The following is a 13,604-nucleotide window of genomic DNA, read 5'->3' as shown; positions in this document are numbered from 1 at the left end:
CATGAGCGCGCCATTCGTTCTGGCCGTTCCCTCCAAGGGCCGCCTGCAGGAGAACACTGAGGCCTTCTTTGCCCGTGCCGGCCTCAAACTGTCAAAGGCCGGCGGCGCCCGCGACTACCGCGGCACCATCGCAGGCCTCGACAATGTCGAGGTCGCCTATCTCTCGGCGAGCGAGATCGCCGCGCAGCTGTCGCGCGGCTTCGCGCATTTCGGCGTCACCGGCGAAGATCTCGTGCGCGAGAACATCGCCGATGCCGACAAGCGCGTGTCGCTGATCGACGGGCTCGGCTTCGGCTATGCCGACGTCGTCGTCGCTGTGCCGCAGGCCTGGATCGACGTCCGCACCATGGCCGATCTCGACGACGTCACCACCGGCTTCCGCGAGCAGCATCACATGCGGATGCGGGTCGCGACCAAGTTCGTCAACCTCACCCGCGGCTTCTTCCAGACTCACGGCATCAGCGATTACCGCATCGTCGAAAGCGCGGGCGCCACCGAAGGCGCGCCAGCGGCCGGCAGCGCCGAGCTGATCGTCGACATCACCACGACCGGGGCGACGCTCGCTGCCAACGGCCTGCGGGTGCTCGACGACGGCGTGATCCTGCGCAGCCAGGCCAATCTGGTGGCCGCCAAGGAGGCCGACTGGTCGCCGCAGGCGCGCGAGACGGCGCGTGTCATCCTCGATCACATCGCAGCACGGGCGCGGGCCAACAAGTACCGCGAAGTCCGCACCCGCTTCCGCCAATGCGATGCCGACTTGCTCGGGGAAGCCCACAGCCGGTTCGGCGTGGAGGCCCCGTTCGGCGGTCCGACCTCGTCAGGCATGCTGACCCTGCACTGCCCACCGGGGCAGCTCTACGCGCTGGCGAGCTTCCTGCGCGAGCATGGCGCCGAGACCGTCTCGGTGGTGTCGCTCGACTACGTGTTCGACCGCGAGAATCCGCTGTTCGCCAGGCTGGAGGCGTTCCTGCGGCGGTGAGCCCAAGGTTTGTTCAGCTTTGCGACAGCAAACGGCAGCTACCATATGCGGTTGAGAAGACCTAAACACCTCTGGAACCTTGATCGATGACGCTGGGCTCTGACGTATCCGGCATGACGACCACCGCAGCCAGCGCAGCCGCGAAGGGGCTGTCGATCGTCGTTCCCGTCTACAACGAGGCGGCGGGCCTTGCCGGCTTGCATCAGCGCATCTGCGATCTCGCCAAGACCCTGCGGCAGCGCTATCGCCTGTCTTGCGAGGTGGTCTACGTCGACGACGGCAGCAAGGATGCGACGCTGGCGATCGCGCGCTCGTTGCCGGCCGACGCCATCGACGTTCAGGTGGTGTCGCTGTCGCGCAATTTCGGCAAGGAGGCCGCGCTGATGGCGGGCCTGGACCATGCCCGCCTCGGCGCGGTCATGTTCATGGACGGCGACGGCCAGCATCCGCCGGCGCTGGTCGAACAGCTGGTGCGGCACTGGATCGATGACGGCTATGACGTCGTCTATACCGCCAAGGCGCATCGCGACAACGAGTCCTTCCTGCGCCGGGTCGCGGTGCACGGCTTCTACGCGCTGATCAATTGGGGCGCCCGTCAAAAGATTCCGGAGGACGCCGGCGATTTCCGCCTGCTGTCGCCGCGCGCGGTCGCCGCGCTGAGGCAGCTGCCGGAACGCAACCGCTTCTTCAAGGGCCTCGCCAGCTGGATCGGTTTCCGCCAGATCCGCGTCGACTACGAGCCCGCAGCGCGCGCCCATGGCGTCACCACTTTCAACGCCGCGAGCCTGCTTGGCCTGTCGATCGAGGGCCTGACCTCGTTTTCGGTGGCGCCGCTGCGCTTCGCCAGCCTGCTCGGCGTCATTCTCGCAGGAGGCGCTTTCCTGTTCGGCCTTTCAATCCTCTGGGAGGTGTTCACGACCGGCAAGCAGGTGCCAGGCTATCCTTCGCTCGTGATCGGCCTGATGACGATCGGCGGCGTGCAGCTCATCATGATCGGGATCGTCGGCGAATATATCGGCAAGATCCTCTCCGAGCTGAAGGCGCGCCCGATCTACTTCGTCGCCGAGCACAGCGAGAAGCGTTCCGAAGCCGATGATGCCGCGAGCAGGACGGCAGCCGAATGAGCGTGGCCGCGAGCCCGCGGCGGATCTGGCTCTGCGCCGACGATTACGGCATCAGCCCGGGCGTCAACCGCGCCATTCGCGACCTGATCGAACGCGGCCGCCTCAATGCGACCTCGGTGATGATGGTGGGACCCGCGATCGCGCGCGGCGACGTCGAGGCGCTGCAGGCTTCGGCAACGCAAAGCCCGCGATGCGCGATCGGATTGCACGTGACGCTGTCGGCGCCGTTCCGGCCGCTCACCATGCATTTCCGCCCCTTGGACGGCGACATGTTCTTCGCCTTTCCCAAGCTGCTGCGCGCCGGATTGATGCGCCGGCTCGACCGTGAATTCATCCGCAACGAGGTGAAGGCGCAGCTGGCCGCCTTCATGGACGCGTTCGGACGCACCCCCGACTTCGTCGACGGTCACCAGCATGTGCAGCTCTTCCCGCAGGTGCGCGACGGTTTTGTCGATGCGGTCAGCGAAGTCGCGCCGAACGCCTGGGTGCGCCAGGGCGGCCGCGACCTGCCGCTGCGGCAGCGGCTGGCCTCACCGAAGGCGCTGGTGCTCGATATCCTCAGCGCGCAATTCCGCCGCCGCGCCGGCAGCGCCGGCCTCAGCTTCAACCCCGGCTTCGCCGGCGCCTATGATTTCACGCGCGCCGCCGATTTCGGTGCGCTGATGCGGCAATTCCTGGACGGCCTTCCCGATGGCGGCCTCGTGATGTGCCATCCCGGCTTCGTCGACGATGTCCTCACCGGCCTCGATCCCATGACCGACGTGCGCGAGCGCGAGCACGCCTATCTCGCGGGCGATGCCTTCGTGCGCCTGCTGGCCGACAGCAACGTGACACTGCAGTGAACGGCGAAAAGCGGCCCAGAGGCAGCTTGTCGCATACCGAAATTTAATCCGGTCGGCACTGTTGGGGCCACAATGGAACCCTACATCTCCTCCGCGCTTGGTTTGGCGCGAAGGAGACAGATCATGACGCCGCAGGAACGCCAGCTCGTCGACGACCTTTTTGACCGGCTTTCTAAGCTGGAGAATGCACAGCGCGATCCCGATGCGATCGCCGCGATCTCCGACGGCCTGCGCAAGGCGCCCGGCGCCATCTACGCGCTGGTGCAGACCACGCTGGTCCAGGACGAAGCGCTGAAGCGCGCCAATGCCCGCATCCAGGAGCTGGAAGCGGCCCACGCGCCCGAGCAGGCGCAGTCCGGCGGCTTCCTCGACACCATGCGCGACACATTGTTTGGCGGCGGCCCGTCCCGCGGCTCGGTGCCGAATGTGCCGCAGCGTGAGCAGCGTCCGGCTTGGAATACCGGACAGGCGATGCCGCAAGGCCAGCCGGGTTACGGCGCTCCTCCGCCTTATGGACAGGCCTACGGCCAAGGTCCGGGTCAGGGCGCTTCGCCGATCGGAGGTGGCGGCGGCTCGTTCCTCGGCACGGCCGCGGCAGCCGCGGCCGGCGTCGTCGGCGGCTCGCTGCTGCTCTCCAGCATCCGCGGCATGATGGGCGGATCGCACCAGCAGGGTTTTGGCGACAGCAACGCGCTCGGCGACCGCAGCGCTGGTGGAAGTCCTTGGGGCGGCGGCGATCAGTCCGGCGGCTCGCTGGCGCGCGAGGCCGGCCTCGATGACATCGGCTCGAACCGGGAATCCCGCCAGGGCTTCTTCGACCAGGCGTCGAACGAGCGCGACAGCAACGACCAGAACTACGGCAACGATCACGACGACAGCTTCGATACGGCCGACAACAGCGATTTCGGCGACGACGACGGCGGCAGCGATTACGCGTAGACCATTCGACCGACAGATGTGGAACGGCCGCCTCCGGGCGGCCGATTTCTGTTCAAGCAGAGCTCAACGCACTTCTGCTCTGCCACCACACGCCATGATGCCATTCGATATAATATGACTAGTGCGTGCGTAGTCGGACAGCACCGTGCAGGACGTCACGAGGTGCGCCTGACTTCACCATGCCGGGCGAAATCGTCCTCCGACACACGCCGCCGTAGACTCCCGGATTTCCAAATTTGGACATGGGTGTTCAATTGGAAGAACACACTGCTTATGCCACACATCGTGGCTGCCTCTCTTGGCTACAGTCGGGGGTTTTGAGAATGAGTCCACTTCAGCAGCGCATAGCGACCCTGAGCGACGTCACGACCCATCTCATCACCGAATTGTACGAGTTGGAGGGACTGCACGAGCGCCTCAGGAAGGCAGAGCTGTCGGTGCGGCGGCTGAACCGCTCGGCTCGCGCACCGCATTCGGCTTCATCAACTCGTCCTCGCCGCTCCGCTGTCCCTCGTCCCGGGTCGAGGCACCGTCATCGGACGTAGGACTATTCAGGCAGACGTTTGGCGGCGGCAGCGTCCCTTCGACGCCGCGCATTTCGAGCCGACGCGGCACCCGGACTTGATCGCTCCATCGAGCGCATGACGCTTCACATCACCACGACCTTGGTGCCGACGTTGACGCGGCCGTAGAGGTCGATGACGTCCTCGTTGCGCATGCGGATGCAGCCGGAGGAGACGTTGGTGCCGATGGTCCAGGGCTCGTTGGAGCCGTGGATGCGATAGAGCGTCGATCCCAGATACATCGCACGGGCACCGAGCGGATTTTCCGGGCCGCCTTCCATGTGCCTGGGCAGATCGGGCCGGCGCGCGAGCATTTCCGCCGGCGGCGTCCAGTCCGGCCATTCGCGCTTGGCGGTTATCGATTTCACGCCGGACCAGGTGAAGCCGGGACGGCCGACGCCGATGCCGTAGCGCAATGCCCGGCCGTTGCCCTCGACGAGATAGAGGAACTTGTTCGGCGTATCGACCACGATCGTGCCGGGACTTTCCTTGCCGCTATAGTCAACGAGTTGTTTCTCGAATTTCGGATCGAACGGACGCTGCCGCGGATCGACCGCCTCCTGCTGCAGAGACGCGCCCTGCTGATATCGGCCTTGTTGATACCCACCTTGCATCTGCGGCTCGCCCATCGGCGGCAGGCGCCGCTGGTCGTAATAGCCCGGCTGCTGCTGATACACCGGCTGCTCCGGCGCATAGGCCGGGCCGCGGCCGGGGCCATCGCCGAACAGGAATTCGATGAAGCCGCCGCCCATGTTGGAATGGGACGCCACGCGCACCGGCGCCGGCGGCACGCGCGGCTGGTACAGCACCGCCGGCGGATCGTTCGGCACGCTGTTGTCGAAGGCGCCTGCGTCGTTCGCGCCGGCCATGAAGGTGCAAGCGCTGCCGAGCAGCGCGACAGACATTTTCTTGAACATCGACGTACTCTGTACTGTTTCGTCTAGATCACATGCGTCGTGGAGAGCCGGTGGCTGATCCGCGCTCTTCGACGTGGTCAATAAAAAGCAAAAGCCGTTTTGTTTGGTAAACGGACAGCGCGTTTGGATTCACCACGTCGCGAGCGCGCCTGCAATTTGGCGATCAGCGTTTATTTTCGATGAACGCCGCGCGGCCATGGTTAATCGCTTCTTTGCGCCGCGTCGCGCGCGGCCGATCAGCAGTTCCTGCTGTGAACTTCGTGTTAAATCGCTTCTGTCTACAAAGACGCGTGAGTGAGGTGGGGGGAGTATCCTGATGGCTGTTCACCGCAAGCGTTTTCGCGTCGAAGATATCGTCGGTGGCGAGATGCCCATTGTAGACGTAACTGAAGAGGCACCCCCGATGCATAGCGAGATCATGGCCGAGCTGCGCGCGATCCGCGCCCAGATGGCGAAGGGCATCGTCGCGGCCCCGCTGTCCGGCAGCGCTGCCATGGCGGCGATCGACGCCTCGACCGCGCACGAGCTTGCCGAAGCGCGCACCATGCTCGAGACCTACCGGGCGCAGATCGAGCAGTGCGAGAAGCTGAAGGTCGAGCTCGACCTCATCCACGACGCCATCGACCGCACCAAGCGCGAGATCGCGACGCTGCACGGCAAGAGCTTCGACGGCGGCGAGATGGCCAAGGTCAACGGCGAGCTCGGCGCGGTGGTCGGCGGCACCGAGCAGGCGACCCAGCAGATCCTCGAAGCCGCGGAATCGATCGACCAGGCCGCCAGCGCGATGTCGAAGGTGGACTCGATCGATCAGCAGAAGCGCCTTGCCGACGACATCCAGGAACGCGTCATCTCGATCTTCGAAGCCTGCAACTTCCAGGACCTGACCGGCCAGCGCATCAGCAAGGTCATGGGCACGATGAAGTTCATCGAGCAGCACATCAACGCGATGATGGAGATCTGGGGCGGCGTCGACGCGATCAAGTCCCATGTGCCCGCGCAGGTCGACAACCGCAGCGAGGACGAGAAGCTCCTCAACGGCCCCAAGCTCGCCGGCGACGTCGGCCACGCCTCGCAGGACGACATCGACGCTCTGTTCGACTGAGCGGCGACGACATAGGAATAACAAAACGCCGGCCTTGGGCCGGCGTTTTTTGTTTGGGGCCCCTCCGCTGTCATCGTCCGGCTTGACCGGACGATCCAGTATTCCAGAGGCATCAGTGATTGAGCCGGGCAGCCGCGGCATTCTGGATGCCCCGCCTTCGCGGGACGAAGGAAAGATATTACGCCCTCGGCGCGCAGCGGACGTAGACCATGTTGCCGTAGCGGGTGCCGGCGTCCTTGTCGATGAAGCGGGTGATCATGACGCGACCGTCGAAGGAGACGATTTCGCGGTCCTGGTCGCCGGGGGTCGGGCCGGCCGGCCCGATGTAGTTCTTGCCGCTCGGCGAGCCCTTCAGCCGCAGCTCCTGCGGCGTCGCCTGGTCGGCGAGATGCATGATCACGCCACCGGAGGAACCGGCGGTGATCACGTAGGGGTTCCTGCATTGCTCGCGCGCCATCTTCTCGGTGCGGGCGCGATCGGCCGGGTTCTGGAACGAGGCGAGGCCCCAGCGGCCGACGATCTCGTCGGCGCGGATGGTGGCGGGCATTTCCGGAGCGACGCCAGGTTCGGCTTCGGGCGGCGGCGGGGACGACGTGAGGGACGGCAGGTTGAAGCCGCCGCCGCAGGCGCCCAGCAGCAGCGCCAGACAAGAGGCGGCCGCCAGATTGGCAACCATGCGCGCGTGAGCCGAACTGATCATGGCATTCCCCCGAACAAGACCATGGCCGCACCCCTCCCGCAGCCAAGCGCAAAACCGCTGCCGGAGCAATGACGTCGTTCTCTACGCCGACGCCCCGAGCGAGTTTCCAATGCCACCATCCTATATCCGCCTCAACAATCGCTTAACCACCTTTGCTTGACAGGATCGCGGCCAAGCCATATTTCCGGACCCACTATTAGCACTCGGAGAGCCCGATTGCTAAGCGCGCCGTTCGATCCTCGACGAGAGGGGGACGGAAGCGCCGCCCCACCGACCCCACTACTTCCGAAGCGAGCCTCCAAAGGGAAACGTCATGGCTAAATCCAAATTTCGTCCGCTGCATGACCGTGTCGTGGTCAAACGTATCGACGCCGAGGAAAAGACCAAGGGCGGCATCATCATTCCGGACACGGCCAAGGAAAAGCCGTCCCAGGGCGAGATCGTCGCCGTCGGCCCCGGCGGCCGCGACGAGACCGGCAAGCTGATCCCGATCGACCTCAAGGTCGGCGACCGCGTGCTGTTCGGCAAGTGGTCGGGCACCGAGGTCAAGATCGACAACGAAGAGCTCCTGATCATGAAGGAGTCGGACATCATGGGCGTGCTGGCCTAAGGCCGTCCGCCTGAACAGCCGCTGAATGTCATGCCCGGATCCAGGCGATCCGGGCATCCATCGTTCCGCCGCACGGCACAAGACAACACACATCACATAACACGAGGGATTGCAGACCATGGCTGCCAAAGACGTCAAGTTTTCCGGAGACGCGCGCGATCGCATGCTGCGCGGCGTCGACGTTCTCGCCAACGCCGTCAAGGTGACGCTCGGCCCGAAGGGCCGCAACGTCGTCATCGAGAAGAGCTTCGGCGCCCCCCGCATCACCAAGGACGGCGTCACGGTCGCCAAGGAGATCGAGCTCGAGGACAAGTTCGAGAACATGGGCGCCCAGATGGTGCGTGAGGTCGCCTCCAAGACCAACGACCTCGCCGGCGACGGCACCACCACCGCGACCGTGCTGGCCCAGGCCATCGTGCGCGAAGGCGCCAAGGCGGTCGCCGCCGGCATGAACCCGATGGATCTCAAGCGCGGCATCGACACCGCGGTTGCCGCCGTCATCAAGGATATCGAGAAGCGCGCCAAGCCGGTCGCCGCCTCCTCCGAGGTCGCCCAGGTCGGCACCATCTCGGCCAACGGCGATGCCGCCATCGGCAAGATGATCGCCCAGGCGATGCAGAAGGTCGGCAACGAGGGCGTCATCACCGTCGAGGAGAACAAGTCGCTCGAGACCGAGGTTGATATCGTCGAGGGCATGAAGTTCGACCGCGGCTATCTCAGCCCCTACTTCGTCACCAATGCCGAGAAGATGACCGCCGAGCTCGAGGACGCCTACATCCTCCTGCACGAGAAGAAGCTCTCGGGCCTGCAGGCCATGCTGCCGGTGCTGGAGGCCGTGGTGCAGTCGGGCAAGCCGCTCGTCATCATCGCCGAGGACGTCGAGGGCGAGGCGCTGGCCACCCTGGTCGTCAACCGGCTCCGTGGCGGCCTGAAGGTGGCCGCGGTGAAGGCGCCGGGCTTCGGTGACCGCCGCAAGGCCATGCTGGAGGACATCGCGATCCTGACCGGCGGCCAGCTGATCTCCGAGGAGCTCGGCATCAAGCTCGAGAACGTCACGGTGAAGATGCTCGGCCGCGCCAAGAAGGTGGTGATCGACAAGGAGAACACCACGATCGTCAACGGCGCCGGCAAGAAGCCTGACATCGAGGCCCGCGTCGGCCAGATCAAGGCCCAGATCGAGGAGACCACCTCGGACTACGACCGCGAGAAGCTCCAGGAGCGCCTCGCCAAGCTCGCCGGCGGCGTCGCGGTGATCCGCGTCGGCGGCGCCACCGAGATCGAGGTCAAGGAGAAGAAGGACCGCGTCGAGGACGCGCTCAACGCCACCCGCGCCGCGGTTCAGGAAGGCATCGTCCCCGGCGGCGGCGTCGCGCTGCTCCGCGCCAAGAAGGCGGTCGGCCGCCTCACCAACGCCAATGACGACGTCCAGGCCGGCATCAACATCGTGCTGAAGGCGCTGGAAGCCCCGATCCGCCAGATCTCCGAGAACGCCGGCGTGGAAGGCTCGATCGTGGTCGGCAAGATCCTGGAGAACAAGTCCGAGACCTTCGGCTTCGACGCCCAGAACGAGGACTACGTCGACATGGTCGAGAAGGGCATCATCGATCCCGCCAAGGTGGTGCGCACCGCGCTGCAGGACGCCTCCTCCGTGGCCGGCCTCTTGGTGACCACCGAGGCCATGGTCGCCGAGATGCCGAAGAAGGAAGCTCCGCCCGCGATGCCCCCCGGCGGCGGCATGGGCGGCTTCTAAGCCTTCCGTTCCGTGACAGAGTTGCGAAGGCCGCCTCCGGGCGGCCTTCTTTTTTGCCGACCCTGCCCGTTTCGCTTTCCGATTCAACCAGCGGCCAAAACCCACTACGGTGGCGCGCCGATTCTGATTGTTTGGGCATGATCCTAGAGACCGCTTCACGCTTTGCGGATCATGGCCGTTGCGCGAGGATGTCATCGATGCGTGCGCTTCTGGTTTGCTCCACGGCCGTTCTGGCCCTGCTCGCCGTTCCGCCGCAGGCCTCCGCCCAGATGAAGCTGTCGCCGAAGGCGACCGCGCCGGGGGGAACCGAGACGCGCTATTTCACCGCGATGGACGGGCTGATGGACGGTAATGCCGACGTGATCCTGAAGGAGACGCGCCAGGGCAAGACGCTGACCGCGGCGGTGCTCGACGTCTGCTACCCCATCGCCAAGAACTCCGACCGCAAGGACCGCTTCGTCGTCAACCTCCAGGTCGCCGGCCAGACGCTGACCGGAACGACGCAGAGCATCAGTGAGAAGTCGCCGGTCAGCGTCAAGCTGACGCGCAAGCAGTCCGGCGACATGTTCGAGTTTCGCGGCCAGATCGCGGTCGGCCAGGCGGTGACCGAAGTGACCTCGCCGGACAATTCCGATCTCAGCGAAAAGGAATTCCTGGACAGTCAGACCTCCGACGACGGCATCACGCCGCAGCCGAAGGATTTCACCGACGTCTCGCCGGAAGCTATCGCGGTCAAGGTCAAGCTCGACGCCGCGACCGACTTCCTGAAGAGCCTGAAGGGCCAGGAGGTCGAGGTGACGCTGGCGAGCCTCAATGTCGGCTGCGACGCGCTGCGCGCGGGCGAGCAGACCATCACCATGTCGGTCGATCCCGAGCGCGCCGGCGCGCTGCTGGCGAAGTTCAAGGCAATGCCGGGCGTCACGGCCGCAGGCTGGACCGCGGGCATGACCGAGATGGACCGCACCATCCGCTTCCCTGCGGCCGACTGGCGCGAGGGCGACAAGATCAACAAGGGCAAGCTTGCAACGGCGGTGGCGAGCGTGCTGAGCAGGACGCTCGCCGCAAAGCCGGTCACGCAAAACTTCAACCCAGCCACCGGCAGGCTCAAGCTGGTGTTCAAGCGGCCGAACCAGGACTTCCCGGCGCTCGAGCTCACCGACACGATCGAGGTTGCAGGCCTGGTCTCGCCCGACAAGCCGGGCACCACCGACAAGCTCATGCTCTGGATCGGCAGCCCGGCGACCACGACGGCCGACGAGGGCAGCGGTGCCAGGCTCAATCTGTCCGACGATGCCAGCCTCGACGAAGAAGGCGATCTGCCCGACGACAACGGCTCGATCGAGGCGCTCGTCAAGGAGCTGAAGGGCCAGCGCTGGGACGCCGACAAGTCGGTGTGGAAGTAGGCTTGACTTCCAGTACTCCGAGACAGCAGCGATGGAATCGATAGGCTGCGGCGTACTGGATTCCCCGCCTTCGCGGGGAATGACAGAGGCCTAATTCCCCGTCGTCCTGAAGCGCAGCGGCTTCGGGCCGATCAGCGTCAGCACGTCGCCCTGGCGCTTCCAGGTCTCCACGCTGCCGAGGGCTGCGACGAGCTCGTCGTCGGCCTGCGCTCTCGCCGGCGGACAGTTGCGGTTCTCGATCTGGCCGGGCACGAAGATCACGGTGTTGCCGGCGACCGAGAACTGGCCCTTGCCGCCCTTGCACCAGAGCTCCAGCACGACCTCACCATTGTCGCCGATCTCGATGTTGGGAATCCGCTTCGAGCCTGCCTGCGGCAACGCCTCCAGCGTCATCTCGGTGCCGAACGGAAACCCCTCCTGGGCACGCGCGAGTGTGGACATCGCGAACATTGCAACTGCCGTACACACCAATCGCTGGAACGAAACCATGAGACCTCTCGACCGACCTGATTTGCCGCACCTTCTATGAGACGGCGGGGGCGTTGAGAAGGTTCGCGCATGGTCGATGCAGGCGCACCGGCATGGCGAAGCCCGGGGCGCCTTCGAAGACCACGCCGAACGAGAAAGCGATCGGCAGCCAGTTGCAGCCGCGGCGCGAAGTTCTCGCGCATGCGGCGGTTCCCGTCCGCTCACAAGGTCGCGAAATCGCGGAGCACCTTGCCCCGCACCGGCGGGCACCATGCTAGGGTTGCTGGCTGCGACAATCCAACGCAAATTGCAGAACTTGCGACTTTAGTCTAAGCGCGCCCATTTCCGCCATCGCCTCAGCTATTTGGCTCTGGGCATCGTGCACATCCCCTGAGGAGATCCAGCTCTGTGAACAACATCCGCGCCACGCTCGCGATCGTCTGGCGAATCGCCATCCCTTATTTCCGATCAGAGGACAAATGGGCCGGCCGCGGCCTGCTCGCCGCGGTGATCGTGATCGAACTGCTGCTGGTCGCCATCGATGTGCTCGTGAACCAATGGTACAGCCGCTTCTACAACTATCTCCAGGAGCGCGACTGGAACGGCTTCGTCTGGGAGCTGGGCGTCTTCACATTACTCGCGAGCGCCAGCGTCGCGCTTTCCGTCTACCAGCTCTATCTCAATCAGTGGCTCCAGATTCGCTGGCGGCAATGGCTGACACGTCACTATCTGGGCGAATGGCTGAATAGCGCGACCCACTATCGGATGCAGCTCAAGGGCGATGCGGCCGACAACCCGGACCAACGCATCACCGACGACGTCAGGAGTTTCGTCGAGCAGACTCTCAATATCGGCATCGGGCTGCTCTCCTCGATCGTCACGCTGCTCTCGTTCGTGGTCATTCTGTGGGGGCTGTCGAACGCGGCACCGCTGCATATCTCGGGCCTCGACTTTCCCATCCCCGGCTATTTGGTGTGGGCGGCGCTCGTCTACGCGATCTTCGGCACCGCGCTCACGCACTGGATCGGTTCGCCTCTGGTCAATCTCAACTTCGAGCAGCAGCGCTACGAGGCCGACTTCCGCTTCAACCTCGTCCGCGTGCGCGAGAACTCCGAACAGATCGCACTGCTCAAGGGCGAAGGCGCCGAACGCGAACGGCTGCTGCTCCGCTACGGCTATGTCGTCGGCAATTGGTACGCGATCATGAGCCGGACCAAGCGTTTGACTGCTTTCACGGCGAGCTATTCCCAAGCCGCCGTGATCTTCCCCTTCATCCTCACCGCGCCTGCCTACTTTGCCGGTAAGATTCAACTTGGAGGGATGGTGCAGACCGGGTCCGCCTTCGGCAGCGTGCAGAAGGCCCTGTCCTTCTTCGTGAGCGCCTACCGATCCCTGGCCGAATGGCGTGCGGTGGTTGCCCGTCTCGATGGCTTCGAGATGTCGGTCGCCTCGGCGGTCAATCTGCCGGCGCATGAGCCTGCCATCGCGCTGGAAGTCGCCGGCCGCCATATCGACCTCGAGCAGCTCTGCGTGAACCTGCCCAACGGCACGCCGCTGGTGGCCGCCAAGGCCTTCACCATTCAGGCCTCGGAGCGCGTACTGGTGACCGGACCGTCCGGCTCCGGCAAGTCCACGCTGTTCCGGGCCATCGCCGGCATCTGGCCGTTCGGCACCGGCACGGTTGTGGTCCCGGAAAAGGCAAAGCTGATGATGCTGCCGCAGCGGCCCTATTTCTCGGTCGGTGTGTTGCGCGATGCCGTGGTCTATCCGGCAGCGCCGGGCGCGTTCGACGCCGCGCAGGTCCGCGAGGCCCTGATCGCGGTCGGGCTGCCCGATCTCGCCGAGCGGCTGGACGAGGACGGCCACTGGAACAGGATGCTCTCGCTCGGCGAGCAGCAGCGTCTCGGGCTAGCGCGCGCGCTGCTGCATGCGCCGGACTATCTGTTCCTGGACGAAGCCACCGCCTCGCTCGACGAGCCGTCGGAAGCCCGGCTCTACCGGCTGCTGGCGGAGAGACTGCCGCAGGCCACCATCGTCTCGATCGGCCACCGCTCGACGCTCGATGCCTTCCACACCCGCAAGGTGGCGCTGGTGAAGGACGGTGCGATGCACGTCGTCGGCGGCGAGCGGACTGCGGCGGAGCCGAGCGCCGCGCGCTGAGGCGAGCGCTGTGTGGCCGCTGATCATCAAGTTCGAGTCGTCACTCC

The 13,604-nt window shown here is 65.2% G+C and carries 12 protein-coding genes; 9 read left to right on the top strand and 3 right to left on the bottom strand.

Annotated features, from left to right (window positions below):
- Window position 1 precedes the first annotated feature (1 nt).
- The 4 genes from hisG (at window position 2) to I6F17_RS21810 (ending at window position 3,884) form a co-directional block, all read left to right on the top strand.
- The gene (gene hisG, locus I6F17_RS21825; protein WP_225124425.1) at window positions 2–979 is read left to right on the top strand and encodes an ATP phosphoribosyltransferase; all 978 of its coding nucleotides are present in this window, start codon (window positions 2–4) and stop codon (window positions 977–979) included.
- 86 nt (window positions 980–1,065) lie between these two features.
- Window positions 1,066–2,103 carry a glycosyltransferase family 2 protein gene (locus I6F17_RS21820; RefSeq protein WP_225124424.1) on the top strand — a complete coding sequence of 346 codons (1,038 nt, stop codon included), beginning with the start codon at window positions 1,066–1,068 and terminating at the stop codon, window positions 2,101–2,103.
- Entirely contained in the window at window positions 2,100–2,945 is an 846-nt protein-coding gene (locus I6F17_RS21815) for a ChbG/HpnK family deacetylase (protein ID WP_225124423.1), read from the top strand. Before I6F17_RS21820 ends, I6F17_RS21815 begins: the two co-directional genes overlap by 4 nt.
- Before the next feature lie 123 nt (window positions 2,946–3,068).
- A complete protein-coding gene (locus I6F17_RS21810; protein ID WP_225124422.1) occupies window positions 3,069–3,884 on the top strand; it encodes a DUF2076 domain-containing protein in 816 nt (271 codons plus the stop codon).
- A 649-nt stretch (window positions 3,885–4,533) separates the two neighbouring features.
- Here the strand turns inward: I6F17_RS21810 and I6F17_RS21805 are convergent.
- A complete protein-coding gene (locus I6F17_RS21805; RefSeq protein WP_225124421.1) occupies window positions 4,534–5,364 on the bottom strand; it encodes a L,D-transpeptidase in 831 nt (276 codons plus the stop codon).
- A gap of 316 nt (window positions 5,365–5,680) precedes the next feature.
- On the opposite strand from I6F17_RS21805, the gene I6F17_RS21800 reads away from it, so the two are divergent.
- A complete protein-coding gene (locus I6F17_RS21800; RefSeq protein WP_225124420.1) occupies window positions 5,681–6,466 on the top strand; it encodes a protein phosphatase CheZ in 786 nt (261 codons plus the stop codon).
- Window positions 6,467–6,644: 178 nt separating this feature from the next.
- On the opposite strand, the gene I6F17_RS21795 is transcribed toward I6F17_RS21800, so the two are convergent.
- The gene (locus I6F17_RS21795) at window positions 6,645–7,166 is read right to left on the bottom strand and encodes a hypothetical protein (RefSeq protein ID WP_225124419.1); all 522 of its coding nucleotides are present in this window, start codon (window positions 7,164–7,166) and stop codon (window positions 6,645–6,647) included.
- A gap of 313 nt (window positions 7,167–7,479) precedes the next feature.
- Here I6F17_RS21795 and I6F17_RS21790 point away from each other — a divergent pair, with 313 nt between their 5' ends.
- The 3 genes from I6F17_RS21790 (at window position 7,480) to I6F17_RS21780 (ending at window position 10,929) form a co-directional block, all read left to right on the top strand.
- Window positions 7,480–7,776 carry a co-chaperone GroES gene (locus tag I6F17_RS21790; RefSeq protein ID WP_008544107.1) on the top strand — a complete coding sequence of 99 codons (297 nt, stop codon included), beginning with the start codon at window positions 7,480–7,482 and terminating at the stop codon, window positions 7,774–7,776.
- 118 nt (window positions 7,777–7,894) lie between these two features.
- Window positions 7,895–9,526 (top strand): chaperonin GroEL, encoded by a 1,632-nt coding sequence (gene groL, locus I6F17_RS21785; protein WP_036014289.1) that lies wholly within the window; start codon window positions 7,895–7,897, stop codon window positions 9,524–9,526.
- 197 nt (window positions 9,527–9,723) lie between these two features.
- Window positions 9,724–10,929 carry a hypothetical protein gene (locus I6F17_RS21780; RefSeq protein ID WP_036039915.1) on the top strand — a complete coding sequence of 402 codons (1,206 nt, stop codon included), beginning with the start codon at window positions 9,724–9,726 and terminating at the stop codon, window positions 10,927–10,929.
- Between the two features lie 90 nt (window positions 10,930–11,019).
- Here the strand turns inward: I6F17_RS21780 and I6F17_RS21775 are convergent, their stop codons facing one another.
- A complete protein-coding gene (locus I6F17_RS21775) occupies window positions 11,020–11,418 on the bottom strand; it encodes an META domain-containing protein (RefSeq protein ID WP_036039913.1) in 399 nt (132 codons plus the stop codon).
- A 387-nt stretch (window positions 11,419–11,805) separates the two neighbouring features.
- Between I6F17_RS21775 and I6F17_RS21770 the strand changes: the two genes are divergently transcribed.
- Complete coding sequence (locus tag I6F17_RS21770) at window positions 11,806–13,557, top strand: ABC transporter ATP-binding protein/permease (RefSeq protein ID WP_225124418.1); 1,752 nt, start codon at window positions 11,806–11,808, stop codon at window positions 13,555–13,557.
- The last annotated feature ends 47 nt before the right edge of the window (window positions 13,558–13,604 follow it).

Source organism: Bradyrhizobium sp. NBAIM18 (genome assembly GCF_020193825.1).
GTDB lineage: Bacteria > Pseudomonadota > Alphaproteobacteria > Rhizobiales > Xanthobacteraceae > Bradyrhizobium > Bradyrhizobium yuanmingense.
Note: the sequence above shows the minus strand (reverse complement) of the source record. Positions and strands in the feature narration are given on the sequence as shown.

Bases quoted from the DNA above. Each gene is read 5' to 3' on its own strand.
- hisG (WP_225124425.1), top strand. From the start codon at position 2: ATGAGCGCGCCATTCGTTCTGGCCGTTCCCTCCAAGGGCCGCCTGCAG.
- I6F17_RS21820 (WP_225124424.1), top strand. From the start codon at position 1,066: ATGACGCTGGGCTCTGACGTATCCGGCATGACGACCACCGCAGCCAGC.
- I6F17_RS21815 (WP_225124423.1), top strand. From the start codon at position 2,100: ATGAGCGTGGCCGCGAGCCCGCGGCGGATCTGGCTCTGCGCCGACGAT.
- I6F17_RS21810 (WP_225124422.1), top strand. From the start codon at position 3,069: ATGACGCCGCAGGAACGCCAGCTCGTCGACGACCTTTTTGACCGGCTT.
- I6F17_RS21805 (WP_225124421.1), bottom strand. From the start codon at position 5,364: ATGTTCAAGAAAATGTCTGTCGCGCTGCTCGGCAGCGCTTGCACCTTC.
- I6F17_RS21800 (WP_225124420.1), top strand. From the start codon at position 5,681: ATGGCTGTTCACCGCAAGCGTTTTCGCGTCGAAGATATCGTCGGTGGC.
- I6F17_RS21795 (WP_225124419.1), bottom strand. From the start codon at position 7,166: ATGATCAGTTCGGCTCACGCGCGCATGGTTGCCAATCTGGCGGCCGCC.
- I6F17_RS21790 (WP_008544107.1), top strand. From the start codon at position 7,480: ATGGCTAAATCCAAATTTCGTCCGCTGCATGACCGTGTCGTGGTCAAA.
- groL (WP_036014289.1), top strand. From the start codon at position 7,895: ATGGCTGCCAAAGACGTCAAGTTTTCCGGAGACGCGCGCGATCGCATG.
- I6F17_RS21780 (WP_036039915.1), top strand. From the start codon at position 9,724: ATGCGTGCGCTTCTGGTTTGCTCCACGGCCGTTCTGGCCCTGCTCGCC.
- I6F17_RS21775 (WP_036039913.1), bottom strand. From the start codon at position 11,418: ATGGTTTCGTTCCAGCGATTGGTGTGTACGGCAGTTGCAATGTTCGCG.